The 24,333-nt window shown below is 67.1% G+C and carries 27 protein-coding genes; 19 read left to right on the forward strand and 8 right to left on the reverse strand.

The window, feature by feature from the left end:
* Positions 1-344: 344 nt before the first annotated feature.
* Positions 345-1,769, forward strand: a complete 1,425-nt coding sequence (locus RJ1_RS27310) for a WS/DGAT/MGAT family O-acyltransferase (RefSeq protein ID WP_073365656.1) — start codon at positions 345-347, stop codon at positions 1,767-1,769.
* Positions 1,770-1,785: 16 nt separating this feature from the next.
* On the opposite strand, the gene RJ1_RS27315 is transcribed toward RJ1_RS27310, so the two are convergent.
* A complete protein-coding gene (locus tag RJ1_RS27315; RefSeq protein WP_073365657.1) occupies positions 1,786-2,409 on the reverse strand; it encodes a maleylpyruvate isomerase family mycothiol-dependent enzyme in 624 nt (207 codons plus the stop codon).
* Positions 2,410-2,528: 119 nt separating this feature from the next.
* On the opposite strand from RJ1_RS27315, the gene RJ1_RS27320 reads away from it, so the two are divergent.
* The gene (locus tag RJ1_RS27320) at positions 2,529-3,443 is read left to right on the forward strand and encodes an exodeoxyribonuclease III (RefSeq protein ID WP_073365658.1); all 915 of its coding nucleotides are present in this window, start codon (positions 2,529-2,531) and stop codon (positions 3,441-3,443) included.
* Positions 3,444-3,566: 123 nt separating this feature from the next.
* Here the strand turns inward: RJ1_RS27320 and RJ1_RS27325 are convergent, their stop codons facing one another.
* From RJ1_RS27325 to RJ1_RS27340, 4 genes are all read right to left on the reverse strand, one after another.
* Complete coding sequence (locus RJ1_RS27325; RefSeq protein WP_083400562.1) at positions 3,567-5,162, reverse strand: GMC oxidoreductase; 1,596 nt, start codon at positions 5,160-5,162, stop codon at positions 3,567-3,569.
* 130 nt (positions 5,163-5,292) lie between these two features.
* Positions 5,293-5,844 carry a TetR/AcrR family transcriptional regulator gene (locus RJ1_RS27330; protein ID WP_073365659.1) on the reverse strand — a complete coding sequence of 184 codons (552 nt, stop codon included), beginning with the start codon at positions 5,842-5,844 and terminating at the stop codon, positions 5,293-5,295.
* Between the two features lie 42 nt (positions 5,845-5,886).
* On the reverse strand, positions 5,887-6,249 hold the full coding sequence (locus RJ1_RS27335; protein WP_240319831.1) for a hypothetical protein: 363 nt from the start codon (positions 6,247-6,249) through the stop codon (positions 5,887-5,889).
* A 28-nt stretch (positions 6,250-6,277) separates the two neighbouring features.
* Positions 6,278-7,783: an APC family permease gene (locus tag RJ1_RS27340; protein WP_073365661.1), complete on the reverse strand. Its 1,506-nt coding sequence runs from the start codon at positions 7,781-7,783 to the stop codon at positions 6,278-6,280.
* A 163-nt stretch (positions 7,784-7,946) separates the two neighbouring features.
* Here RJ1_RS27340 and RJ1_RS27345 point away from each other — a divergent pair, with 163 nt between their 5' ends.
* Positions 7,947-8,576: a TetR/AcrR family transcriptional regulator gene (locus tag RJ1_RS27345; RefSeq protein ID WP_073365662.1), complete on the forward strand. Its 630-nt coding sequence runs from the start codon at positions 7,947-7,949 to the stop codon at positions 8,574-8,576.
* A gap of 8 nt (positions 8,577-8,584) precedes the next feature.
* On the opposite strand, the gene RJ1_RS27350 is transcribed toward RJ1_RS27345, so the two are convergent.
* Positions 8,585-10,198 carry an amidohydrolase gene (locus RJ1_RS27350; protein WP_073365663.1) on the reverse strand — a complete coding sequence of 538 codons (1,614 nt, stop codon included), beginning with the start codon at positions 10,196-10,198 and terminating at the stop codon, positions 8,585-8,587.
* A gap of 326 nt (positions 10,199-10,524) precedes the next feature.
* Between RJ1_RS27350 and RJ1_RS27355 the strand changes: the two genes are divergently transcribed.
* From RJ1_RS27355 to RJ1_RS27435, 16 genes are all read left to right on the forward strand, one after another.
* Positions 10,525-11,892 carry an MFS transporter gene (locus RJ1_RS27355; RefSeq protein ID WP_073365664.1) on the forward strand — a complete coding sequence of 456 codons (1,368 nt, stop codon included), beginning with the start codon at positions 10,525-10,527 and terminating at the stop codon, positions 11,890-11,892.
* A gap of 101 nt (positions 11,893-11,993) precedes the next feature.
* Positions 11,994-12,215, forward strand: a complete 222-nt coding sequence (locus RJ1_RS27360) for an FCD domain-containing protein (protein ID WP_240319832.1) — start codon at positions 11,994-11,996, stop codon at positions 12,213-12,215.
* On the forward strand, positions 12,212-13,024 hold the full coding sequence (locus tag RJ1_RS27365) for a carbon-nitrogen family hydrolase (RefSeq protein WP_073365665.1): 813 nt from the start codon (positions 12,212-12,214) through the stop codon (positions 13,022-13,024). Before RJ1_RS27360 ends, RJ1_RS27365 begins: the two co-directional genes overlap by 4 nt.
* A complete protein-coding gene (locus RJ1_RS27370; protein ID WP_073365666.1) occupies positions 13,021-13,698 on the forward strand; it encodes a DUF2848 domain-containing protein in 678 nt (225 codons plus the stop codon). The genes RJ1_RS27365 and RJ1_RS27370 overlap by 4 nt, the downstream gene beginning before the upstream one ends.
* Position 13,699: 1 nt before the next feature.
* Entirely contained in the window at positions 13,700-15,157 is a 1,458-nt protein-coding gene (locus RJ1_RS27375; RefSeq protein ID WP_073365667.1) for a pyrrole-2-carboxylate monooxygenase subunit, read from the forward strand.
* A gap of 6 nt (positions 15,158-15,163) precedes the next feature.
* Positions 15,164-15,511, forward strand: a complete 348-nt coding sequence (locus tag RJ1_RS27380; protein ID WP_073365668.1) for a cupin domain-containing protein — start codon at positions 15,164-15,166, stop codon at positions 15,509-15,511.
* A gap of 7 nt (positions 15,512-15,518) precedes the next feature.
* A complete protein-coding gene (locus RJ1_RS27385; protein WP_073365669.1) occupies positions 15,519-16,043 on the forward strand; it encodes a flavin reductase family protein in 525 nt (174 codons plus the stop codon).
* Between the two features lie 155 nt (positions 16,044-16,198).
* Entirely contained in the window at positions 16,199-17,134 is a 936-nt protein-coding gene (locus RJ1_RS27390; RefSeq protein WP_073365670.1) for a carbon-nitrogen hydrolase family protein, read from the forward strand.
* A complete protein-coding gene (locus RJ1_RS27395; protein WP_073365671.1) occupies positions 17,131-18,495 on the forward strand; it encodes an APC family permease in 1,365 nt (454 codons plus the stop codon). The genes RJ1_RS27390 and RJ1_RS27395 overlap by 4 nt, the downstream gene beginning before the upstream one ends.
* 113 nt (positions 18,496-18,608) lie before the next feature.
* The gene (locus tag RJ1_RS27400) at positions 18,609-19,031 is read left to right on the forward strand and encodes a YciI family protein (protein WP_073365672.1); all 423 of its coding nucleotides are present in this window, start codon (positions 18,609-18,611) and stop codon (positions 19,029-19,031) included.
* Complete coding sequence (locus RJ1_RS27405; RefSeq protein WP_143048905.1) at positions 19,004-20,326, forward strand: RNA polymerase sigma factor; 1,323 nt, start codon at positions 19,004-19,006, stop codon at positions 20,324-20,326. Before RJ1_RS27400 ends, RJ1_RS27405 begins: the two co-directional genes overlap by 28 nt.
* A gap of 734 nt (positions 20,327-21,060) precedes the next feature.
* A complete protein-coding gene (locus RJ1_RS27415) occupies positions 21,061-21,648 on the forward strand; it encodes a hemerythrin domain-containing protein (protein WP_073365674.1) in 588 nt (195 codons plus the stop codon).
* 50 nt (positions 21,649-21,698) lie between these two features.
* On the forward strand, positions 21,699-22,190 hold the full coding sequence (locus RJ1_RS27420; protein ID WP_143048906.1) for a class I SAM-dependent methyltransferase: 492 nt from the start codon (positions 21,699-21,701) through the stop codon (positions 22,188-22,190).
* A gap of 45 nt (positions 22,191-22,235) precedes the next feature.
* Positions 22,236-22,937: an RNA polymerase sigma factor gene (locus tag RJ1_RS27425; RefSeq protein WP_073365676.1), complete on the forward strand. Its 702-nt coding sequence runs from the start codon at positions 22,236-22,238 to the stop codon at positions 22,935-22,937.
* A gap of 3 nt (positions 22,938-22,940) precedes the next feature.
* The gene (locus tag RJ1_RS27430; protein ID WP_073365677.1) at positions 22,941-23,165 is read left to right on the forward strand and encodes an anti-sigma factor family protein; all 225 of its coding nucleotides are present in this window, start codon (positions 22,941-22,943) and stop codon (positions 23,163-23,165) included.
* A gap of 118 nt (positions 23,166-23,283) precedes the next feature.
* Positions 23,284-23,583: a hypothetical protein gene (locus RJ1_RS27435; RefSeq protein WP_073365678.1), complete on the forward strand. Its 300-nt coding sequence runs from the start codon at positions 23,284-23,286 to the stop codon at positions 23,581-23,583.
* A 105-nt stretch (positions 23,584-23,688) separates the two neighbouring features.
* Here the strand turns inward: RJ1_RS27435 and RJ1_RS27440 are convergent, their stop codons facing one another.
* Together RJ1_RS27440 and RJ1_RS27445 are read right to left on the reverse strand one after the other, a co-directional pair.
* Positions 23,689-23,937: a type II toxin-antitoxin system RelE family toxin gene (locus RJ1_RS27440; protein WP_073365679.1), complete on the reverse strand. Its 249-nt coding sequence runs from the start codon at positions 23,935-23,937 to the stop codon at positions 23,689-23,691.
* A gap of 29 nt (positions 23,938-23,966) precedes the next feature.
* The gene (locus RJ1_RS27445) at positions 23,967-24,257 is read right to left on the reverse strand and encodes a type II toxin-antitoxin system Phd/YefM family antitoxin (protein WP_073365680.1); all 291 of its coding nucleotides are present in this window, start codon (positions 24,255-24,257) and stop codon (positions 23,967-23,969) included.
* Between the last annotated feature and the right edge of the window lie 76 nt (positions 24,258-24,333).

Genomic DNA, 24,333 nt, shown 5'->3' on the forward strand with positions numbered 1-24,333 from the left:
GGCCCGCCGCCTGTCGTCCGTCGCCCAATGTCACCGTCGGTCAATCAGATTGAACCGTTGTCACATTGGGCGAGCGGAACGGGGTGCTTACGTCCACGCCAGCCATCAAGCGCTCATGGCCGGTTTGGACAGCTGACCTGCTCCGTCGAGCTCGGTTCACCCAGGTTTCCATCGGTGGCGGAAACTTCTTCTGTGCTGTACAACTAAAACAGCGAGACCGGTTTGTGATGTGAAACATACCTAACCGTTACCTCGGGGCACGAAGACATGGATTGAGAGCATCAGTTCCGGGGGGAATGGATCCGCGCAGGTGGATCGCGTTTCGGGAACGGTAAGGACACCGCATGCTGTTACCGATGGCACCGACCGACTCGCTGTTTCTGCTCGGCGAATCCCGCGAGCATCCGATGCACGTCGGCGGCCTGGCGGTCTTCAACCCGCCGGACGGGGCGTCCGCGGCCGATCTGCGCGCGATGTTCGACACGGCATTGGCCGGCGACCAGGTCGCCCCTCCTTTCCGGAAGCGGGCTCGCCGTTCGGTTACCTCGCTCGGCCAGTGGGGCTGGGATCACCTCCCGCACGACGAGGTGGATCTCGAGCACCACGTGCGCCGCGATGCGCTTCCCCAGCCGGGCGGCATGACCGAACTGATGACGCTGGTGTCGAGGCTGCACGGCACCCTGCTCGACCGCAGCCGCCCGCTGTGGGAGATGCACCTGATCGAAGGCCTCGCCGACGGCCGCTACGCCGTCTACACCAAGGTCCACCACGCGCTCGCCGACGGTTCGTCGGCGATGCGACTGCTCCGCGACAGCATGAGCGAAGACCCGCACCGCCGGAACATGCCCGCCCCCTGGCAACCGCGCACTCCACTCGCCGCCGTCCCGACTCCGGCCACCGGCGTCGTCGACACGTCGGTATTCGGCTCCGCGCTGCCCGCGATGGCGTGGGACGCCGCCCGGGCCGCCGCCGGCGAGGTGGCCGGACTGCTGCCCGCGGCACTCGGCACCGTGGATCGGGCCCGCCGCGGCAAGGGCGGTGCGGTATCGCTCACCGCGCCACACACCGTGTTCAACGTCCCGATCAGCGGCGCCCGCCACGTCGCCGCCCGCTCCTTCCCCCTGGAACGAATCCGCTTGCTGGCCAAGCACGCCGACGCCACCATCAACGACATCGTGCTGACGATGTGCGCCGGCACCCTGCGGGCCTACCTGCACACCCGGGACGCGTTGCCGGACAACCCGCTGATCGCGATGGTCCCGGTCTCGTTGCGCGCACCGGATACCGGGGCTGCCGACCGTACCCACGGCGGCAATCGGGTGGGCGTCCTCATGTGCAACCTCGCCACCCACCTTCCCGACCCCGCACACCGTCTCGAAACCGTGCGCAACTGCATGAACGAGGGCAAGGCCGCCCTCCAGGCGATGAGCCCCGCCCAGGTCCTCGCGATGAGCGCCCTCGGCGCCGCTCCGCTCGGCGTCGAGATGTTCCTCGGCCGCCGTGGCCCGCTGCGGCCGCCGTTCAACGTGGTCATCTCCAACGTCGCCGGTCCCCGAACCCCCCTGTACTGGAACGGGGCCCGACTCGAGTCGCTCTACCCGCTGTCGATTCCCACGACCGGTCAGGCCCTCAACATCACCTGCACCAGCAGCGACGATCAGATCGTCTTCGGCCTCACCGGCTGCCGGCGCACCGTCCCCGATCTGCACCCGATGCTCGATCAGCTCGACGCCGAACTCGACCTCCTCGAGACCGCCGTCGGGCTGTAGCCCGACCGGCGGTTCGTCAGAGCGCCGCTGCCAGCGCGGCGACTCCCGGTCCCTGGAGGTCGCCGAGCGCCACCTTCCGACCGGAAGCGGCCAGGAGCAGCGACAAGGCGGTGCCGCTCACCTCCGGACCGTCGCCGATCGACACGTCGTCGTCCGCTGCCGTCAGCCGGACGCCGGCGACGAGTTCCTTGGCGCCGCCGAAGGACGCCGGGGTTCGCGTCTGCAGCCGGAGCGCTCTGACGACGGCCTCCCGCGGGTAGGAGCGGGTGAGCCCCAACGGTCGGCGGATGTCCTCACCGTGGACGACCTCCTCGACGAGCCGGCTGTCGAGCGGCGCCGGAGGGGTCGACGTCCGCGACGCCACCTGCCGGAGCCGCTCCAGCGTTTCCTGCGGTGAGGCGCCCCGCTCGCGCTCCACGCCGCGAGCGTTCTGGCGGTCGAAGTCGAACCGCGCCCGAGCGAGAGCGACGATGAAGCCGAGGCGCGTGGCCCGCGCCGTGTCGACCAGGTGGGCTGCCACGTCGTGCACGGTCCACTCACCGCAGAGCGACTGCTCGTCCCACCGCTCGGCGTCGAGACTGCCGAGGTCTTCGATCAGCGCCGCACGCTCCGCGTGCACCATCGACCAGACATCTCCCACTGTTCGCTCCTTCGGTCGGCACATCGTATGCAGGTAAGACTCGCGGCGGAGCGGAAATTCATCGGTCGAGCGCTTCCCGGGGTGCGGGCCGGGTCGGCCGGGTCCCTACACTGTGACGGGTGCGGATCGCGACCTTCAACGTCAACGGGATCCGCGCGGCGCAGCGGCGCGGCATCGAGGAGTGGCTCGGCGAGCGCGAACCCGATGTGGTCGCGCTTCAGGAAGTACGGGCCCGTGCCGCCGCCATCCCGCCGGACGTATTCGGCGACTATCACCTCACCTACGACGAGGGGGACGTCGCGGGCCGCAACGGTGTCGCGGTCCTGACTCGGCACGCCCCCGTCGCGGTGCGGACGTGGAGCGGTACCGCGCTGGTGCGGGCACCGGGCGAATTGCACACCGAGAGGGTCGAACTGGATCCGGTGCCGTTGGCTCGGGGTCTGGGCGAGTTCGCGAACCAGGGCCGCTACGTCGAGGTCGACCTCGCCGAGGCGCCGATCACCATAGTGTCCATGTACCTGCCGAAAGGCGGTCTCCCGGCGCACCTCCAGAAGCCTGGACGCATGCGGGAGGCCCCCGACGGCGGAGCCCGCTACGACCGCAAGATGCGCTTCCTCTCCGCGTTTGCGCGACAGCTGACCCGCTCGCGGCGGACGGCACGCGCGAACGGCAGGGAACTCCTGCTGATGGGTGACCTCAACATCGCGCACACCCGTTACGACGTACGGAACTGGCGGCGCAGCAACCAGGTCGAGGGTTACCTGCCGGAGGAGCGTGAGTGGTTCGACTCCATCCTGTCGCCGCGTACCCTCGTCGATGTCGTCCGGCAGCATCATCCTGGTGTCGACGGTCCGTACTCGTGGTGGTCGTGGCTGGGGCAGTCGTTCGTGAACGACACCGGGTGGCGCATCGACTACCATCTCGCGACGCCGCGACTGGCACAGGCGGCGGTCGCGGCCGGCACCGACCGCGAACCGGCGCCCGACCGGCGGATGAGTGATCACGCTCCGGTCGTCGTGGACTACGACTTCTGATCGTCCCCGACGCACCGCGGAGGAGTCAGTTCGGGCTGCAGCCCTCGTCGATCCGGGTGTCGTTCAACCGGTCGACGATGTAGGACACGGCGCCGTTGGCGTCGTAGCCGTCGATGAGTTGGGTCAGATCACCGTGCCGACGTCTCGGGCGACCAACTGGTCCAAGGCGCGTTCGGCCACGGCCGCAATGGTCATCGACGGGTTGCACGCGGCGGTGTTTCCGGGCATCAGCGCGCCGTCGAGCACATACAACCCGCGCTGGCCGTGCACGCGGCCTTCGAGGTCGCAGACCGGGCCCATCGACGCCCCGCCCAGCGGATGCCAGGTGGAGGGGAATACCGCATTGGTGTCCGTGAGCACGCTTCCCGGCCCGGCGATCTTCCGTACCATCGGATCGATGCGACCGTTCTGGACGACGGCGTCGCCTTCCCTCGGCCAGCGGAGTACCGCTTCGTCTCGGGCAGAGTCGTATTCGAATCGTCCGCGTCCCTCGCTGACGCCGTAGCCGACCAGCATGGTGCTGCGCGCGTCGAACGACAGCGGCGGGATCGAGGCCTGGATGACCGTGACGGCGGACGCGGGGTCGTCCCAGTTCAGGCTGCCGTAGACGACCGGGCCGCCCTGCGGGGCGCCGAATTCTTCTTCGAGGCTCGTCCAGATGTAGATCCGGTCGGCGTTGGTTCCCCAGCCGGCGCCGAGTTCGTCCGGCAGATCGGGGATGTGGCCCTTCGCCGCCGCGCGCACCAGCAGCTTGGTGGTGTTCAGACTGCCGGCGGCCATCACCAGGGCGTTCGTGGTGAGAATCTTGTTCTCGAGCACCCTGCCGGACGTGTCGATCCTGTCGACGTACACCGTCCAGCGGCCGTCCGGGGCGCGCTCGACGTCGGTGACTTCGTGCTGAGTGTGGACCGTCGCCAGACCGGTCGCCTCAGCGGCGGCGATGTAGGTGACGTCGACGGAGTGCTTGCCGCCGTTGTTGACCCCGAGGGCGCCGTCGCCGTTGGTGTACGACGGCGTCATGTCGCCGCGGAGTTCGCCCAGCGCGTAGTTCCAGTCGATCGGCATCGGGATCTTCGACACGGGCAGTCCGGCGCGTTGCACGTTCTGCGCAAACACTTTCGCGGCCTTGTAGTTCGGGCTGTCGATCAATTCGTCGGGCGCGACCGCGAGTTGCAACATGCGCGCGACCCGCGGGTAGTGGACCCGGTCCATGGTGGCCCAGTCGAGCGCTTCGGGCAGGTGTGCGTTGAAGACGGCCTCGGCCGGCTGCAACGACATCCCCTGATACACCAGCGACCCACCGCCGACCCCCGCGGCGCACAGTGCGGTCATGTTGTCGCCGGGCACCGCCTCGAGGAGACCGGTGTACGGCTCCAGGGCCACCGGCGCACCGAAGAGTTGCGGGCTGGATCGGTACCAGAGGATTCGCTTGTCCGGGGCGGTCGCACGGGGGAAAGCATCGGCGTTCGGCCCTGTGGGCCAGCGCATTCCACGCTCGAGCACCAGTACCGGCACGCCGGCCTCGGCGAGCCGGAGGGCTGCGACTCCGCCGCCGAATCCCGACCCGATGACGATGACCCGGTGATCTTCGCGGGTGAGCGGAACAGTGCTGCCGCGTTCCGCGTGTCCGGTCCCGGCCTGGGCGATCCGTGGACTCGCCAGCGCGACCCCCGCGGCGGCGGCCCCGGTCAAGAAGGATCGGCGATTGAATGCAGACACAGTTTTCCCCCAGATCACAGACGGCACTCACTCGGCGAGATGTCGAAAGATCGGCGTGGAGCATTTCTCTTGGGCGAGCTCAAACTAGACACTACGAGCCCGATGTGTCAAGAAGTTACTGTGACTGCCGTTACGCGCCGGACGGCATCGTCGGCAGCAGCCAGCGGGTGAGAAAGCTGCGTAGGTCCCCGTCGGTGTGAACGGCGTCGTCGTCGAAGAGGACGACCGACAACGCCAGCCGCAGTGCGATCTCGACGATGTCGTCCAGACTCGACTCCACGCTCGGATCACGCTCGACGAGCGGCGCGAGCAGTTCGCGCGCCACAGGTTTCGCACGAGACATCATGCCCGTGTCGAAGACAGGATTGCCCCGTTCCGCCTGGAGCAGGGTGGCCAGCACCGGATGCGCTCGCACCGCTGCCCGACCTGCGACGATGAGCTCGACGACGTACTCGCACGTCGTTTCCGTGGCGTTCAATCGGGAATGGATCCCGGCCAGTGCCTCTACGGCGACACCGGCGATCGCCCGCGACACCAGTTCCTCACGCGACCCGAAGTTGGAGTACACGGTCTGTCGCGTGACGCCCGCGGCATTGGCCGCCGCCGCGATGGTGACCCCCTCGAAGCCGTCACGCTCGATCAACCCGAGCGTGGCGTCCAAGATCTTCCTCCGCGACCGCATGCGACCATTATCGAGCACGATCCCGGGCGGCCCGCGCCTCGGTCAATCATGCAGTGGATAGGCCCGTTGCCATTGGGTCTCGTCAGCGGGCTCGCAGCCGAACTCGCCGATGATGTGCCAGAGTCGTTCCGCGAATCGGCTCGGGCACATTCCGAAATTGACGAAGATCTCGTCCTCCGGGGGACCGCCGAACGGCGCCCAGGTTCGGGCGAAGTCGAGAATGTCTTCGACCTCCTTGCCGAGCTTCGGTTGTCGGGCGCGATGACGTTCGGCTTCTCGGCGTCGATCACGCCATCGACGGTAGCGCCGGATGTCCACCTCGAGCGGATCAGAATCCCCTGTGGCCGTTGGCTTGTGCCGATCGGGGCGCTCCCCGTCGGATGCACGGTTTCGTAGTGCGAGCATTTTTTCCCTCTTCGCCCAGACAGTGTGTCTACGTTGCCTTGCCGGGCGGGATCGGACCGTTGCTCACTTCTTCGGGCGAGAGCGAGGGTTCGGCGTCGACGTCGGTGGTTCCCAGCCGTGCGAATCGGGCCGGGTCGCGTCGCGCGAGTCGGGTCCCGAACGTGAACCCGATCGCCAGACTCACCGGGGTGACTGCGACGAGGACTGCGTTGACGGCGGGTCCGGCCGCGGTGAGCAGGTCCATCTGGGTGACGATCAACCACGTCGCGTAGATCAGCATGGCGAGGGCAGCTGCGGGGGCGACGACGACCCGCCAGACCGAATGCCCGCGTCGATCCCGCCAGAAGAATGCGAGAACGGCTGCGGCGGCCATGGCCTGGAGCACGACGATGCCGACGACGCCGGGCGAATTCACCCAGAGCAGGAGCTGAAGGTAGGGGTCGGCGCCGGCGATCGCGAACACGACGATCACGACCATCGCCAGGACGCTCTGGACCGCGCTCGCCACGTACGGCGACTTGTAGACCGGGTGCAGCTTACCGAGAACCTGGGGCAGTATGTGCTCGCGCGACAACGCGAAGGCGTAGCGGGTGATCGCGTTGTGGAAGGCGAGCAGGCTGGCGAGGATGCTCGTGACGATCAACAGTTCCATGAGCGTGCTCGCCCAGCCGCCGACGTAGTTTTCGATGGCGCCGAAGTACATTCCGGCGGGATCCGACGCGGACAGTGCGAGAGCGTGATCCGGTCCGTATGCCTGGATGATGATCCACACCATGAAGGCGTAGAACAGACCGAGGAAGGCCACTGCCGTGTATGTTGCCCGTGGGATCGTCCGCGAAGGATCCTTCGCCTCCTCGCGGTACAGGGCCGTCGCCTCGAACCCGATGAACGCGGCGAACGCCAGGGTCAGCACGCCGCCCAGACCGGGGCTGAAGACGTGGGAGGGGGCGAAGGACTCGACACCGAGCCCCTCGGCGCCGCCCCGGAGAAGGACTGCAACCGCGAGCAGAACCAGGATTCCCGTCTCCGCGGTCAGTAGCAGGATCAGGAACCGCGCGCCGACATGGACCGATCGTGATCCCAGGATCCAGATGAGCACGACGCCGATCAGTGACCACACTCCCCACGGCAGATCGAGTCCGATCAGATCCGCCGCGGTGGACTGCGCGAAATACCCCAGGGCGCCGAAGATCCCGATCTCGAGAGCGTTGTAGGAGACGAGGGCGAGCACCGCGGCCGCGAGGCCCCAACGCGGGCCCAGCCCGATCGAGATGTACGAGTAGAAGGCTCCCGCATTGTGGATGTACTTGCTCATCGCGGTGAACCCGACCGCGAAGATGCCCAGTGCGAGCCCGGCCAGGATGTACCCGCCGGGCGCCCCGATCCCCGAGACGTCGAGGGCCAGCGGAGCCACTCCCGCCATCACGAGCAACGGCGCGGCAGCCGCCACGACGAAGAACACGATGCCGGAGGTGCCGAGGGCGCCGCCTTCCAACTGCGTGCCGGAGGCGGTTCCGGGTGCGGATTTCTTCATGAGGAACTTCTCCAGTCAGGGCAAGGGCGCGCGGCGGGGGAAACCGGGGGCGCGGATACGCGACGAGGTTCAAATCGAATGTGTTTCGATTAGGCTAATCCGTTGTGACCGGCGCCACAAGGGCATAATCGAATGAATTTCGATTGGAGAGGTGGGTGCAGCGATGGGCAGACCCCGCGTCGCACGCCTGGACCGCGACCGTATCGCGGCGGCGGCGCTCGAACTGGTCGATCGTGACGGCGACTTCAGAATGCCGGATCTGGCACGGCATCTGAACGTGCAGGTGTCCTCGATCTATCACCACGCCAAGGGCCGGGCGGCCGTCGTCGAACTGGTGCGACACCGCGTCGTGAAGGAGATCGACGCATCGGCCTTCGAACGCTTGCCCTGGGACGAAGCCTTCTCCGCGTGGGCCCGGTCGTATCGAGAGGCGTTCAGCAGACACCCCACCGCCATCCGCCTCCTGGCCACCGAGACGGTGCGCGACCCCGGTTCGCTCTCGGTGTACCACTCGGCGGCGGCAGGCCTGCGCGACGCCGGGTTCCCGGACGAGAAGATCATGGCCGTCATCACCGCCGCCGAGAACTTTCTCCTCGGCGCCGCCCTGGATGCGGCCGCGCCGGAGGTCATGATCGAGGCGGATGCGCCGACGACCGACGATGCGCTGACGCGGGCTCTTGCCGCCGCACCCCGCGGGCCGGAGAGGGCCGAGCAGGCCTTCGAGCTCGGCCTGGCGGCCCTTCTGGTGGGCTTTCGCAGCCTCCTGGCGGAGTGCGGCGTGGCTCAGCGATAGCGCCGGTCTCAGTGAACTTGCCTGCCGCCCAGCCAGGTTCGGGTCACGGCAAGTTCGCTGAGCGCCGGTGCTGACGTCAGGTCGTAGGGGTCGACCGGCAGCTGGATCATGTCGGCCCGCATTCCCGGTCGGAGGCAGCCCCACAGGTTCTCCTCGAATCCCTGGTAGGCGACTCCGGCCGAATATGCGGCGAGGGCACGGTCGAGGCCGACGCGTTCCTGCGGCAGCCATCCTTCCGTCGGAATGCCGGACGGGGTCTGGCGGTGGATCGCGGTGGCGATTCCCTTGATCGGTTCGTAGGCGGTGATCGGCCAGTCGCTGCCGAAGGCCACCCGGGCGCCACGCTCGGCGAGGGTACCGATGCGATATTGCTGCGCGCCCCGCGCGGCGCCGATCCGCGGAAGCGTCAATTCCGTCATCAGGGCGTCGAGCTGAGCCCACAGCGGCTGGAAGTTCGCGACCGCTCCGAGCGACGTGATCCGGTCGAGGTCGTCGCCGTCGACCAACTGCAGGTGCGCGATCGTGGCACGCCGATCGCGTGGACCGTTGGATCGCTCGACGTGCTCGAGCGCATCGAGCGCCATGCGGACCCCCGCATCGCCGATGGCGTGGATGTGAATCTGGAACCCCAGCCGATCGACCTCGGCCGCGGCCCGGGACAGCTCCTTCGTCGTCCAGTTGCTGATCCCGTGGGAGTGCGGACAGTCCGAGTAGGGCTTCAGAAGCGCTGCCGTCCCGGCCTCGATCACGCCGTCCGCGAAGAACTTGACCGTTCCCGCCCCGACTACGTCGCCGCCCCGTTCCGCGACCGTCCGCCGGGCCGCGACGAACGCCTCCCGGTCGGTCTCCCAACTCTCCGGCGTGGCGCGAAACGCGAGATTGGCACGGGTGGACAGGCGCCCGCGGTCCGCGGCGGTCAGCCAGACTTCGACGTCGTCCAGCTCGGTCCACGCATCCTGGACCCATGTGATGCCCGCGGCGGCAAACATCGCCGACACCGCCGCGAGCGCATCGACCCGATCGTCCAGGGTCACCTCCGGCACCAGGGCGAGAACGGGATTGATCGCACCCCATTCGCGCAGCGTGCCGAGCAATTCACCGTCGTCCGCCCGTACGATCTCTCCGCCGGCGGGGTCCGGGGTATCCCGGGTCAGGCCTGCGGACCGCAGCGCCGCACTGTTGACCCACGCGGTGTGATGATCCATCGTGGGCAAGACGACCGGTCGGTCCGGGACGACGCTGTCGAGCCATCGGGCCTCGAACCTTCCGCCCTCCGCGAGGGTCGGGGAAACGCCGTCTCCGAATACGCAACCGGCTCGCGGGTTCTCGTCCGCCCACCGGCGCACCTCGCGCAGGACCTCGTCGATGCTGCCGCAGTCGCGAATCGAGGCACCGCGCAATCCGAGCCCGCCCATCAACGGGTGGACATGCCCGTCGCCGAACGACGGCAACAATGCGCCGCCACCGAGGTCGATCACGACGGTACGGCTCGACCGCATCGCACGAGCCTGCTCGCCCAGGGCAACCACGCGTCCGCCGGCTACGGCGAGCGCGTCGCTGACGGCTCGGTCGGGATCACCAGTGCGCACCGCGCCTCCCACGACAAGCAGTTCGGCGTCCACGGCCCCTCCTCCAACTAATCGAATATGATTCGATTAAGGTAGGTCGCGCACGGGCCGGCGTCAAGAGATAACCGGTCAGAGAGGCGGAAACCCAAGAGTCCGAACCCTCTTGCGGATCGTAGACCGGTCGTATACAACTGGTGTACCGCCTTCCGTGATCGGCTTCACAGCCGGATGAAGGCAGAAAAAAGCGGGCTCGGCAGCTGTTGGAGCAGCCACCGAGCCCAGGCAGCACCATCTGCACGACCATTCGAGTCGCCTACTTGGAGGTAGGCGCAAGGACGTGCAGCTCGTCACGTAGCGACGATTCGACCTAGGAGTCGACTATGGCAACCGCCAACGACAAATCTATCAATCGCAGACCCCATACCAGCCTGCCCGTCATCGCAGGCTCGAGCCTCGCCGGCACCGCGGTCGAGTGGTACGACTTCTTCCTGTACGGAACCGCGGCGGCGCTGGTGTTCAACAAGCTGTTCTTCCCCACGGATGACCCCCTGGTGGGCACCATGCTCGCGTTCGCGACGTACGCGGTCGGCTTCGTGGCGCGCCCGCTCGGTGCCGCGGTACTCGGGCACTACGGGGACGTCGAGGGCCGGCGAGCCACGCTGATCGCCAGCCTCGTGCTGATGGGGGTATCGACCTTCCTCATCGCCTTCCTGCCCACCTACGCGTCCATCGGTGTCGCAGCGCCGTTGATCCTGGTGCTTCTGCGGCTGGTGCAGGGCTTCGCCCTCGGTGGCGAGTGGGGTGGAGCAGTCCTGCTGGTCTCCGAACACGGCGATTCGAAGCGACGGGCGTTCTGGTCCGCATGGCCCAATCTCGGTCCGCCGCTGGGCAACCTGCTGGCGGCCGGGGTGCTCGCGGTCCTTGGATCAGTGCTGTCGGAAGATGCATTCCTGTCGTGGGGCTGGCGGATCGCCTTCGGGTTGTCGGCACTACTGGTGATCACCGGTCTGGTGCTGCGCCTGTACGTCGCCGAGACCCCGCTGTTCGAGCAGTCCCGCGAGACCGCGCCCACCGAGAAGAAGGGCATGCCGCTTGCAGCGGCCGTCCGGGGGCACTGGCGCCAGATCCTGCTCGCGGCCTTCACCCGCTTCGGTGAGAACGCCGGCTTCTACATCTTCTCGCTGTTCGTCATCACCTACATCACCCAGATCCTCGAACTCGAGCGCAGCACCGGATTGAACGCCGTCATGATCGGCATGGTCGTTGCGCTGGTGACGATCCCGATGTTCGCAGTGCTCGCCGACCGGATCGGCCGCCGCCCGATCTACATCTGCGCATCGGCCGCGACCATCGTGTGGGCATTCGTGTTCTTCGCCCTGCTGGACACGAAGAATCCGGCGGCGATCACCCTCGCGGTGGCGGTGGGATTGCTGATCTTCGCGGCCTACAGCGCCGTGATCGGGGCGTTCTTCTCGGAACTGTTTCCCACCGAGGTCCGCTACTCCGGGGTGTCGCTGGCCTACAACCTCGCCTCCGTCCTCGCCGGTTCGCTGGCCCCGATCATCGCGATCGCGCTCTACACCCGGTTCGGCACCGGATACGCCATCGGCGCCTATCTCGCCGCCATGGGAGTCATCTCCCTCATCGCCTCACTTCTCGCGCGGGAAACGCAGTCCGTGGATCTCGCGGCGGTGGGCGATAAGGCGACTTCCCGGACGCCGGAAACGCCGGCGCCTGTCACCTACTGACTCTCTCGAAGGGCAAGCCATGACGACATCGAAGACCACCGGAGCAACCGCCCCGGCGCTGGCCTACGAATGGCTGAAGAACACCATCATCACCTTGCCCCGTGACGAAGAGATGTTCCTGTCCGAAGCGCAGGTCGCCGCCTCCTCCGGCATCTCCAGGACCCCTGTGCGCGAGGCACTGTCTCGTCGAGCACCGCGCCATCGCCGACACGATAGCGGCCGAGGATCCCCACGCCGCGGTCCGGGCGGTGCGGGAACACCTCGACACCACTCTGCGGTCGATGAAACGGCCGAACCTCTCACTGCACGAAGGAAACCCATGAAGATGGCCTTGGCCCAACTGGCCAGCCCCGATTCCGAGACCCCCGCACATCGACTGGGGCGCGTACGCGACCTCTTGACCGGGCTCGACGAAAGAGTCGACCTGATCGTCCTCCCCGAGCTGTGGCGCGTGGGTTACAACCACTTCGACGACTACGCCACGGCCGCGGAAACCCTCGGCGGCGGTACCGTCCAGGTCCTGGCGTCCGTCGCCGTCGAACGGCAGTGCTACATCCACGCCGGCACCATCGTCGAGCAGGGCGAAGAGGGAAGACTGCGCAACACCGCGGTCCTGATCGGCCCGGACGGACAGATCCACCACCACTACAGCACAGTTCACGTGTTCGGGTACGACTCCCTCGAAGCGCAGCTTCTGCAGCCGGGCACGCAGATCCACACCACCGACACCCCGTTCGGCCAGGTCGCCGCCACCACCTGCTACGACCTGCGCTTCCCCGGACTGTGGACCGAATTGGTGTCCACCGGTGCACAACTGGTCATCGTGCCCGCGGCCTGGCCGAAGGCCCGCACGGAGCACTGGCGGCTGCTGACCTCCGCCCGCGCCGTCGACAACCAGGTCTTCGTGATCGCGTGCAACGCCACCGGCACCCACAATTCCGTCGAACTCGGCGGCCACAGCCGGATCGTCGACCCGTGGGGAACGGTGATCGCCGAGGCGGATTCGTCCGAGGGCATCACCATCGCCGAGATCGACCCCACCGTGGTCGACCGCATCCGCGCCGAGTTCCCCGTCCTGAAGGACCGGCTCGACGACTACCGCTTCCTCAACCGCAGAAAGGTACTGTCATGACCCGCGCCACCACAGACGTGCTCACCTTCGAAACCCTCGACTCCTCCGAGATCCTGCGATTCGGCGCCGGCCGAACCCTGGTCGCCGGGTACACCGGCCGGGACGAAGCAGCGGTGCAGCATCACATCGACGAACTCGCCGCCATCGGTGTCGCACCGCCGGCGCAGGTGCCGATGTTCTACCCCGTCGAGATCGCGACGATCACGACCGCGCCGCAGGCCCCCGTCACCGGCGCGCACACCTCGGGAGAGGTCGAGCCGGTGATCCTGCGGCACCGCGGGCGGTACTACCTCGGTGTCGGGTCCGATCACACCGACCGCCGACTCGAGACCGTCGACATCGGCGACTCGAAGCGGGCGTGCCCGAAGCCGGTGGGCCCGAACGTCGTCGAGATCGCCGACTGGGCGACGTTCGACTGGGACGCGTGCCGAGCCCGATCGTGGGTCGACGGCGTCCTGTACCAGGACGGCACCCTGGCCAGTCTCCGCACACCGCACAACCTTCTGCAGATCTTCGCCGACCGGCACGGCGACACCGGTGAGGACCTCCTCTGCTTCGCCGGCACCCTGCCGCTGCTCGACGGAAAGTTCACCCCCGGCCACCGGTGGGACCTCGAACTCACCCTGCCCGACGGCCGAACCCTGACCCACACCTACACCACCGAAGGACACTGACATGCGCACCGGAGCCGACTACCTCGCCTCCCTGAACGACGGGCGAGTCGTGCTCGTCGACGGGGAGAAGATCGACGACGTCACCACCCATCCTGCGTTCGCACCCGTGGCCCGGACGATTGCCGAGATGTTCGATCTGGCTGCGGACGAGGCGAGCGGCATGCAGTACGTCGCAGCCGAAACCGGGAACGCGGCGAATCGGGTGTTCTCGATCCCACGGTCGCGGGAGGAACTCGCGCAGCGGCGGGAGGCGATCGAGACGTGGGCGCGGCACACGCACGGGTGGATCGGACGCAGCCCCGATCACGTGGGAACGTTCCTCGCGGCGTTCGCGGCACATCCCGAGGTGTTCGAGGCCGAGGGTGGGCACGACTTCGGGGCGAACGTCTCGACGTTCTACGAGCGCCTGCTCGACGAGAACCTCTACGTCTCGTACGCGATCATCCCGCCACAGGTCTCCCGCGCGACGACGGCGTCGGGATGCGAGGGTGAGTACCTGCAGGCCGGCGTGGTCGAGGAGACCACCGAGGGCCTGGTCATCCGTGGCTCGCAGATGCTTGCCACCGGCGGAGCGATCGCCGACGAAATCTTCGTCTCGTGCATCAAACCGCTCGGCCCCGACGACACGGACTTCGCCGTCGGGTTCGTGGTCCCGGCCAACGCACCCGGCCTCAAACAGTACGTCCGCCGCCCCTACATCCCCGCCGCCACGAGCTCCTTCGACTACCCCCTGACCTGCCGCTACGACGAGCCCGACTCGCTCCTCGTCTTCGACGACGTCCTCGTGCCGTGGGATCGAGTGTTCGTCGACCGCGACACCACGGGTGTCCGCCGTCAGTTCTTCGAGACGGGCGCACACGTGCTCGGCAACTGGCAGGCACAGATCCGATTCGCGACGAAGCTGGAATTCATTGCCGGCGTAGCGCGTCGGGTCACCCAGGTCAACGGAGTGGACAAGATCCCCAGCGTTCAAGAGAAGCTGGGAGAACTTGCTTCCCTCGTCAGCGGGGTCCGTTCCGCGGTGCTGGCCGCCGAGTACACGGCCGAGCCCGATTCGGCCGGGATGTGGTTGCCGGGCCGGCAGGCGCTGTACGGGTCGATGGGCCTGCAGTCGGAGATCTACCCGCGGGTGATCGCCATCCTGCGCGACCTCGTCGGTGGTGGTGTGCTGCAGCTTCCGTCGAGCGTCAAGGACCTCACCAGCCCGGTGACGTCCCGCGACATCGAGCACTACGTCCAGTCCCCCGGTGTGCCGTCCGAGGAACGCGTCAAGCTCTTCAAGCTGGCCTGGGACATCATCGGCTCCGAATTCGCCGGACGGCACCAGCAGTACGAGATGTTCTACGCCGGTGCCCCTTTCGTCGTGAAGGGCGCGTACACGTACCGCAACTACGACTACGACAGCGCCGTCGCGGCAGTGCAGCAGTTCACCGACGGATACAAAGCGGAAAGCGAGTAAACGATCATGGCAAAGCCCGAATTCGAATTCTTCCCGGTGACGGACGTCGAGTGGACGGTGTGTCCCGGTGACGATCCGAAGATCACCGAACGCATTCTCTCCACGGACCCCGAAGGCAAGGTCGCCACCCGGATCCTGCGCTACGAGGCCGGCGCCGACTCCACCCCGATGGGCGTGCAGAAGCACGACTTCTGGGAGGAGGTCTACATTCTGGAGGGGTCGTTCACCGACCTGACTCTCGGCGAGACGTTCACGGCGGGAACGTATGCCTGCCGTCCGCCCGGCATGCCCCACGGCCCCTGGAGCACGGACGAAGGCGTCGTCACCTTCGAAGTCCGGTACCACAGTAAGTAGGCCCACCATGACCCTTCCGGCATTCCACGCCCCCACCCCGACGGACATGCGACGAAGCATGGGCCGGTTCACCACCGGCGTCGCCGTCGTCAGCGCAGACGACGGCGACAACAGCCCCAGTGCCATGACGATCAGCTCACTGACGTCGATCAGCCTGAACCCGGCCATCCTGCTCGTCTCGCTCACCCACGGCTCCCGCACCACCGAGGCCGTGGAAGCCGCGGGCACGTTCGCCGTCTCCATCCTCGGCTCCCGCCAGGAAGCACTCGCCCGCCGCTTCGCCACACGCGGCGGCGCCCGATTCGACGACCTGCCCTGCGATCACAGCCGCTCGGGCCTCCCGCTGATCAAAGACGCTCTGGCCCAACTCGAATGCACGGTCCACAGCGCCCACGACATCGGCGACCACCGCGTCTTCTACGGCGAAGTCACGGACATGCGCTGGCGCGAGGGTACCGGACTCGTCTTCTACTCAGGGCGGTTCGGCGACTTCCACGACTTCGGTCACGACGAGGTTCCCTGGTTGTTCTGATCCGCTATTTCCGTTGCGACGCACTCGCGTTGCATCGACAACCGAACACGGCCCAAGGCGAACATGCTCGCCGGCGCACCCCCTTACGGTGCACCGGCGGGCACGCATGCCGCCTCATCCATTCCGACGCCACCGTCCTCGAGGATCTGATACCTATGAGCCGACATCTCCGGCTTGCCCTCGTCCAGGCCCCTGCCGAATCGCTCGCCGACTTCGCAGCGCGACTCCGCCTTCGCATGAAGTCGCCCAACGCGGCCGACCTCGTCGTCTACCCCGAACTGCATCTGTGCTCGATCGGGACGGAGACGATGAGCCTCGACGAGTACTACGACACCTACGCCGAGCCCCTCGACGGCCCACGCGGGCAGGCGCTCGGCGACCTCGCACGTGAGCTCGGGGTGTGGCTGATCCCCGGCACCGTGCTCGAGCGCGGTGCCGACGGCGACGTCTACAACACCGCGGTCGTATACAACCCCGACGGTCAGCTCGTCGCGAGCTACCGGAAGGTCTTCACCTGGCGCCCCTACGAGCCGATGTGCGTCGGCCGCGAATTCGTCGTCTTCGACATTCCCGACGTCGGCCGGGTCGGACTGTCCGTGTGCTACGACGCCTGGTACCCGGAGGTGACCCGACATCTCGCATGGATGGGCGCCGAACTCGTGGTCAACGTCGTGCAGACCTCGACCTCCGGTCGTGCGCAGGAGATTCCGATCAATCAGGCCAATGCCATCGTCAACCAGATCTGGGTCGCCAGCGTCAACGGCGCCGGGCCGACGGCGTCGGGCAGAAGCCTGCTCGTCGATCCCGAGGGCGAAATACGCGTCGCTGCAATCGGAATGGAATACACCACGCTGCTGAGCATCGTGGACTTCGATCGTGTTCCCGCCGCGCGCAAGTTCGGTACCGGTGGCGACTCGTGGCCGTGGAGTTTCTTCACCGCCGAAGACAGCCCCCTGGACCTTCCGCTCTACAACGGCTTCATCGACCCTGCCACCTGGCGTCCGGCGATCTCCGCCGAGACCCCGGAAACCCTTCGCCCCGACGAACCCGTCGTCTTCGCGCGTCCGGCGACGCGGGACGGCGAGCGATGACCGAAACGCAACTCGCTCGCAGGTTGTCGCTACCCTCCGTCGTCGCGTTCGGTCTGGCGTACATGGCGCCGAGCCTCGTCATGGTCATCTTCGGCGTGATCGCCGTGGCCAGCGCCGGCACCGCCCCGACCGCATTCCTCCTCGCCACGGGCGCCATGCTTCTCACCGCGACGAGCTACGCGAAAATGGCGCGCATCCATCCCGTGTCCGGCTCGGCGTACTTCTACGCCCGCAAGAACCTCGGTTCGCCCGTCGGCTTCCTCGTCGGCTGGAGTGTTCTCCTCGACTACTTGTTCCTTCCGATGGTCGCCTGGCTCACCCAATCCATCTACCTCAACGCGCAGTTCCCGGCGGTGCCGATCTGGGTGTGGATGCTCGTCAACGCCGGCCTGACGACCACCGTCAACATCGTCGGCGTCGTACTGGCGGACAGGGTCAACAGAATCCTCACCGGCGTCGCCGTGTTCGTGGTTCTGCTGTTCTCCGCGTACTGCGTGAAGTACCTTGCCGGGCACCACCCCGCATCGATCACGGAGCCCTTCTGGAACGCGAACAGCACCGTCGTCGGTGTGTCCGCGGCCGCTGCTGTCGCCGCCTACTCCTACCTCGGCTTCGACGCGGTGACCACCCTCGCCGAGGAGACCCGTGACGCGAGACGGAACATTCCCCGTGCCGTCGTCCTCGTCATCGCCATCGGCGGAACCCTCTTCGCCGTCGTCGCGTTCCTCATGCAGCTCGTCCACCCCGGCGCCGAGTTCGACGACGCCCAGTCCGCGGCATACGCAATGTCCATCGAAGTCGGTGGCACACTCTTCGCGGACTGGACCAATCTCGCGGCCGTCATCGCCGGGTGGGCGTCCTGCCTGGCCGTCCAGCTCAGCTCCAGCCGGCTGCTGTACATCATGGGCCGCGACGGCGTTCTCCCCCGGCGCGTCTTCGGAAGACTGGACAAGCGCACCAAGACACCCATCTTCTGCCTGCTCGTCACCGGTGCGATGTGCATACTCGGACTCAACCTCTCGTTGGAGACCGCGATGGGCTTCATCAACTTCGGCGCGTTCCTGGCCTTCACCGCGGTCAACGCGTGCGTCATCGCCTACTACGTGCGCCACCGCCGCACCCGGCACATCAACACGGTCAACTACCTGGTCCTGCCTGCGCTGGGGTTGTGCGTGACCATCTACATGATCACCCGCCTCAGCGAGCTGTCGATCACCATCGGACTGTCGTGGTTCGCGATCGGCGTCGCGTACCTCGTCTGGCTGACCCGCGGCTTCCGACGTCCTACACCGGAGTCGAGTACCGGGCACGGAACGGACACCAGCGAGCAGCGGAGCGAAGGTGCGCCCTCCTTGGCATGAAACGGGACCCGTCGAAAAAAGAATTCTGCGGATGTGTCGATCCATGACACTCCCCGTTCGACCTGAGGATGAGAAGGTCCAAGAGGGACCACGACATCCAAGGAGACGGAACCATGAAGTACATGCTGATCATGCGCGCCACCGACGAGACGTTCGCGGCGTTCCAGGACATCGACATGGGCGAGATCATGGACTCGATGGGCAAGTTCAACGACGAGATGATCCGCGCCGGCGTACTGCTCGCCGCCGAGGGCCTGGACCCCGACCCCGAATCGGGTGTGGTGGTCGACTACTCCTCCGAGACACCTGTGGTGACCGACGGCCCCTACGGCGAGACGAAGGAACTGTTCGGCGGCTTCTGGCTGCTCAACGTGGCGTCGAAGGAGGAGGCCATCGAGTGGGCCAAGCGTGCGCCGATGGCCGGTCCCGGCTCCAAGGCGGAGATTCGCCGGGTCGCGACGATCGACGAGTTTCCGCAGGACAACGTGTGGATCCAGAAGGAGCGGGCGTGGCGCGAAGAGACCGGTCAGCTCTGAGCGACTCGACGGGCACCGGCAGCGGTCGTGAGGCCGTCGCCGCCGTCTGGCGGATCGAGTCGGCACGGATCGTCGGCGCGCTCGCGCGGTACACCGGCGACTTCGCGCTGGCCGAGGACCTCGCCCAGGAGTCGCTGGCCGAGGCGCTCGTGACCTGGCCGCGCGACGGCGTGCCCCGCAACCCCGCGGGGTGGTTGCTCACCGTCGGCCGACGCCGGGCGATCGACACGTTCCGACGGCGCTCCGCCCTCGACGAGAGGTACACCGCCCTCGCCCACGACCTGGGTGAGGGCGGTGCCGCCTCGGGCAGCGCGCCCGCCGATCCGGGCCACGCGCCCGGCGACGTGCTGTGGGATCCGGACCAGATCGACGACGACATGCTCGCGCTGATCTTCATCTCCTGCCATCCCGTGCTGTCCCGGGAGGCACGGGTGGCACTCACCCTGCGGGTGGTCGGCGGTCTGACCAGCGACGAGATCGCCAAGACGTTCCTCGTTCCGACGGCGACCGTGCAGGCCCGGATCACCCGGGCGAAGAAGACGCTCGGGGCGGCCCGCGTGCCGTTCGAGGTGCCGTCGGCGAAGGAGAGGGCCGAGCGGCTCGGCTCGGTGCTCAGCGTGATCTACCTGATCTTCACCGAAGGGTCCTCGGCCAGCTCCGGCGACGACCTGATCCGCCTCGACCTCGCGGGTGAGGCGCAGCGCCTCGCCCGGGTGCTGACCCGGCTGGTCCCCGACGAGCCCGAGGTCCACGGTCTGCTGGCGCTGCTCGAGCTGACCGCGGCACGCTTTCCTGCCCGCACCGGGCCGGACGGGGAGCCGGTCCTGCTCGAGCACCAGGACCGCCGCCGCTGGGACCGCGCGGCGATCCGCCGGGGACGAGCGGCCCTCGCCCGCGCGGAGCAGGTCGGCCGGGGCCTGGGCGCCTACGGACTGCAGGCGGCGATCGCCGAATGCCATGCCGTCGCGCCGTCGGTCGACGCGACGAACTGGGAGCGGATCGTCCTCGTCTACGAGGCACTCGGCTGGCTCGCGCCGTCACCGGTGATCGACCTCAACCGGGCGGTGGCGGTCTCGATGGCCCAGGGACCGGCCGCGGCGCTGCCCATCGTGGACGAGTTGGTGGACGCCCAGTCGCTGTCGAACTCGCATCTGCTGCCAAGCGTTCGCGGGGAACTGCTCATCCGCCTGGGACGCACCGACGAGGCGCGCACCGAACTCGAGCGCGCCGTGCAGCTGTGCGGCAACGAACGCGAGCGGACCGTGCTCGAGCGCAAGCTCGCCGACCTCCACTGAGGTGCGCCCTCTTTGTTACCCCGCCTGTTATCCCGCCGCCCAGCTTCCCTTCGTGTACTCGCGATCCCCGCGCGGGTCCCGGTCGGTCGGAGCGGCTCGGCAATGGTCGACGAGCGAGACCTGTTCGTCCGGCTCCACCGGGTGCCGGTCCCGTTCGGCACAGTCGACGTGGCGAGCTTCCGCTAGACACTGCTGCTCCCAGTAGTTCTCCGAACGCGCCTGCGGAATTCGCCGAACGTCCATGTGTCCGCCCTCCCAGGATTGCCAGGTCAAGTCGTTCCCTGGGGAACCCGGACCGCGGCGACCGTCACCCGTTCGCCGCGATCCGCACCCCACCAAATCGAGTCTCCACCGCACCCAGAACTCGAGACAGGGTCATTCGGCCCTACCACCCTCTGTCCTCCGCGGAGAAACACGATTCGGCCGCCCGGAATACCATCGGCACCGATGCCGTTGTACGACGCGACGGTGTTCGACCCAATGCCCCGGGTACCACATTGAAATCGTCGCCTCGAGCGACCACTTGCCGAGAGGCGCACTGGCGGGCACCGTCACCCTGACCAGGCAAGACCTACATTGTGTAGCGTTCATGGTCAGGAGTCGAAAGCCGCTGACACCACCCGGTGCCGGCGGCTTCTCGTGTTCGCCCCTCCGAATCGAGGTGTCCCTGCCGTCGTCCCGATTTCGAGACAACGAGGGAAGACGAACCCTGATCGCGGAACTATCGTCGAATCATGCCTGACATCATCGAATTGATCTTCGAAGATCACGTGTGGTTCCGACAGCAGTTCGCCACGCTCGATGAACTGAAAGCCCGCCGCAGGCTCGACATCGCGGCTGTCGAGGCAGTGTGGTCGTCGTTGGCGGAGCGTTTGGATCTGCATGCTTCGGCGGAAGAGGAGATCTTCTATCCGCAACTTCTCCGCGTCGGCGACGACGACGCCGAAGAGGAAACCCTCGACGCGATCGGAGATCACAACGATATCCGCGACGGCGTCAGTGACGCCGCCGAGTATCCCGTCGCGACCGAGAAGTGGTGGGCTGCCGTCGCTCGCACGCGTGTCGCCAACGACGAACACATGGCCGAGGAGGAACGAGAAGGCCTGGCCGATTTCCGCACGGCGCCGAAGGAGCTTCGGGTATCCCTCGGTCGCCGTTTCGCCGAATTCTTCGTCGTTCACCCGTCCACGTCGGGTGTCGACACCTCGGACAAGGATCCCGAGACGTACGTGCGGGAAGTCGAACAGGACTTGGACCGAGAAGCGGACAGCGCCGACTCGGGTTCACTGCGAATCGGCAGCCTGAAAGGGCAAACGTGGTGAGCCCCTTGCCAGACCGAGCAGCCCCGCCTACGCCGCATCGAGCCCGTGCCATGGCCGAGTCGTTCGGTGTGGACGCCGAACGCTACGACCGGACGCGACCTCCCTACCCCGACACCCTGATCGAGCGGATCGTGTCCCACAGTCCCGGGCTCGACGTACTCGACGTCGGTTGCGGCACCGGCATCGAAGCACGCCAGTTCCGGGCGGCAGGTCGTCGGGTGCTCGGCTCGCCGTTCCCGGCCCCACCCTCAGGATCCTCCGCGGAGCTGTACCAGCCGATACTCGACAACGCCGCCGACGGAATCCGCAGGGTGCCCGGGTTCGGTGCCCCCGAGCAGTGGCGCTTCGATTGGGAACGGTCCTACACGCGGGACGAATGGCTCGACCAGCTGCCGACGTCCGGCGCACTCACCCAGCTGCCGCCGGACAGCCTGGCAGAGCTGCAGGACGCTGTCGGGGTCGCGATCGACGCGATGGGCGGCAGCTTCACGATGCCCTACAGCACGGTCGCTGTCACCGCGGTGCGCACGAGCACCGTCTGACCTCGGCAGCTGATCGACGGCTGCCGTCCAGGTCGGTAGTGTGGGATGTCATCCGGCCGCTTGTGGCGGCCACGCTTCCGGAGCGCCTCGATCGCACAGGAGGAGCGGATGACGGAGACCGACACCTCGCAGGAAGAGCGTCTCGTCGACTCGTTGCGTGCACGTGACGAGTCGGCGTTCGCGGAACTGGTCGACCGGCACACGCCGATGATGCTGCGCGTGGCGCGCGGATACGTCGCCAGCAACGAGGTCGCCGAAGACGTCGTGCAGGAAACCTGGATCGCCGTGCTCCAGGGCATCGACCGATTCGAAGGCCGCTCGACGCTCCGCACCTGGTTGTTCCGGATCCTCGTCAACGTCGCCAAGAAACGCGGTCTGCGGGACCGGCACGATTCCGACGCCACCCTCGCCGCCTACACGGGTGGCGCCACCGTCGACCCGGCCCGGTTCCGGCCGGCCACCGACCCGGAGGATGCGCATCACTGGGCGACACCACCGACCAGTTGGGCGCGGACCCCGGAGGGCTCGGTGCTCGGCGCGGAGGTCCTCGACGTCACCAGTCGCGAACTCGAGCACCTGCCCGAGCGACAGAAGGCTGTCGTCGTACTGCGCGACGTCCTCGGCTACGACGCCGAGGAAGTGTCCGAGATGCTCTCGATCACCCCGGCGAACCAGCGGGTGCTACTGCACCGGGGTCGGGCACACGTGCGTCAGGTGCTCGAGGATTATCTTGGAACGGGAGCGTGAAACATGGACTGCCAAGATCTCGTCGAACTCGTCACGGCGTACCTCGAGGACGGCCTCGACCCGACCGCCCGGGACCGATTCGAAACCCACCTGGGCATATGCCCCGGATGCGCCAACTACCTCGAACAGATGGAGCAGACGGTGCACACCCTCGGCGAGCTGCCCGCGGAGAAACTCGATCCGGCGCTGCGGGACCGCCTGCTCGCCGCGTTCCGTGAGTGGCGCTGACCGCCGTCCGATTCAGCGAAAAAAATTGTCCGCCCGGGTGTAACGTTTCGTGCCCTCGCAGACACCGTTCGTATAGCCGTGGACGCTGGGCCCGCGGCATTCGGACAGGACCTCGACCATGAGCACCTCACAGCTCCACCAGATCACCGCACACGCCACCAGCAGCACGCTGAACAAGCGCCTCGCCACCGTCATGGTGGCTGCAGCCGCATTCGGCATCCTCCCCGTCGGCATCGCAGCCGCCACCACCCCGGCCGCCGCACACCCTGTAGCAGCAGTGAGCACCCAGGACATCGGCCGCGACATTCCCCGCGACGACGACGACCGAACCCGAGATCGTCAGCGCGACCAGCGGCAGGAACGCCGGTCCGAGAACATCGAGCCGGCGCCGTTTGCGTGGACCATCATCCCGATGTGACGATTGACGACTCGCATTCATGGGATCGACGCGCGAGCCGCCTTGCAATGCACTGGTTTTCGAGGCGCCGACGCTCGCGCCTACCCTCTCGAGCCATTCGCCTGCCTAAGTGCGATAGGCGTCGGAGCGGTGTGAGATCGCGGTGACCTCTACCCTGCGGTTCGCATCGTCGATCAGGTACAGCACCCGATACGTGCCCCGGCGGGCACTGTCGGCCGGGGTCAACGGCGGCTCCAGCGGTTTTCCTACCCGCCGTGGGTTATCCAGAAGAGGACCGGTGACGAATTCGTACACCGCGGTCGCGACCTTCTCCGGCAACGTCGTCGACAACGCCCTCGCGGCCGACCGCGCCATCACCAATCGATACCGGCCTTCGGGCTCGCTCACTCGCCCGCCGACCGAGCGTCACGCATCATCTGCGCGAGCTCGTGGGCATCGACGACATCTCCACTCTCGACCTCGGTGCGCCCGGCAAAATGTGCTGCCAGCAGATCAGTATCCGACAACACCGCGATCGTCTCCCGCAACGCGTCGTAGTCGTCGGCGCCCAGCAGGACCGCAGCGCGGTGCCCGTTGCGGGTGATCTCGAACCGCTCGTGCGTGCGCTCGGCCTCGTCGACCAACCTAGACAGCTGCGCACGGGCATCAGCAACAGGAAGTGTCGTCATGTACATAATTCTAGCCTAGATCGGCAACCGATACAGACAGGTTGACAACTTCCGAAATTCATACGCAAATGCGCAGTACTGC

Origin of the sequence: Rhodococcus jostii NBRC 16295 (genome assembly GCF_001894825.1) — a bacterium.
Lineage (GTDB): Bacteria > Actinomycetota > Actinomycetes > Mycobacteriales > Mycobacteriaceae > Rhodococcus_F > Rhodococcus_F jostii.

Bases quoted from the DNA above. Each gene is read 5' to 3' on its own strand.
- RJ1_RS27310 (WP_073365656.1), top strand. From the start codon at position 345: ATGCTGTTACCGATGGCACCGACCGACTCGCTGTTTCTGCTCGGCGAA.
- RJ1_RS27330 (WP_073365659.1), bottom strand. From the start codon at position 5,844: ATGCGGTCGCGGAGGAAGATCTTGGACGCCACGCTCGGGTTGATCGAG.
- RJ1_RS27335 (WP_240319831.1), bottom strand. From the start codon at position 6,249: ATGCTCGCACTACGAAACCGTGCATCCGACGGGGAGCGCCCCGATCGG.
- RJ1_RS27340 (WP_073365661.1), bottom strand. From the start codon at position 7,783: ATGAAGAAATCCGCACCCGGAACCGCCTCCGGCACGCAGTTGGAAGGC.
- RJ1_RS27345 (WP_073365662.1), top strand. From the start codon at position 7,947: ATGGGCAGACCCCGCGTCGCACGCCTGGACCGCGACCGTATCGCGGCG.
- RJ1_RS27355 (WP_073365664.1), top strand. From the start codon at position 10,525: ATGGCAACCGCCAACGACAAATCTATCAATCGCAGACCCCATACCAGC.
- RJ1_RS27365 (WP_073365665.1), top strand. From the start codon at position 12,212: ATGAAGATGGCCTTGGCCCAACTGGCCAGCCCCGATTCCGAGACCCCC.
- RJ1_RS27370 (WP_073365666.1), top strand. From the start codon at position 13,021: ATGACCCGCGCCACCACAGACGTGCTCACCTTCGAAACCCTCGACTCC.
- RJ1_RS27375 (WP_073365667.1), top strand. From the start codon at position 13,700: ATGCGCACCGGAGCCGACTACCTCGCCTCCCTGAACGACGGGCGAGTC.
- RJ1_RS27380 (WP_073365668.1), top strand. From the start codon at position 15,164: ATGGCAAAGCCCGAATTCGAATTCTTCCCGGTGACGGACGTCGAGTGG.
- RJ1_RS27385 (WP_073365669.1), top strand. From the start codon at position 15,519: ATGACCCTTCCGGCATTCCACGCCCCCACCCCGACGGACATGCGACGA.
- RJ1_RS27390 (WP_073365670.1), top strand. From the start codon at position 16,199: ATGAGCCGACATCTCCGGCTTGCCCTCGTCCAGGCCCCTGCCGAATCG.
- RJ1_RS27395 (WP_073365671.1), top strand. From the start codon at position 17,131: ATGACCGAAACGCAACTCGCTCGCAGGTTGTCGCTACCCTCCGTCGTC.
- RJ1_RS27400 (WP_073365672.1), top strand. From the start codon at position 18,609: ATGAAGTACATGCTGATCATGCGCGCCACCGACGAGACGTTCGCGGCG.
- RJ1_RS27415 (WP_073365674.1), top strand. From the start codon at position 21,061: ATGCCTGACATCATCGAATTGATCTTCGAAGATCACGTGTGGTTCCGA.
- RJ1_RS27420 (WP_143048906.1), top strand. From the start codon at position 21,699: ATGGCCGAGTCGTTCGGTGTGGACGCCGAACGCTACGACCGGACGCGA.
- RJ1_RS27425 (WP_073365676.1), top strand. From the start codon at position 22,236: ATGTCATCCGGCCGCTTGTGGCGGCCACGCTTCCGGAGCGCCTCGATC.
- RJ1_RS27430 (WP_073365677.1), top strand. From the start codon at position 22,941: ATGGACTGCCAAGATCTCGTCGAACTCGTCACGGCGTACCTCGAGGAC.
- RJ1_RS27435 (WP_073365678.1), top strand. From the start codon at position 23,284: ATGAGCACCTCACAGCTCCACCAGATCACCGCACACGCCACCAGCAGC.
- RJ1_RS27440 (WP_073365679.1), bottom strand. From the start codon at position 23,937: ATGGCGCGGTCGGCCGCGAGGGCGTTGTCGACGACGTTGCCGGAGAAG.
- RJ1_RS27445 (WP_073365680.1), bottom strand. From the start codon at position 24,257: ATGTACATGACGACACTTCCTGTTGCTGATGCCCGTGCGCAGCTGTCT.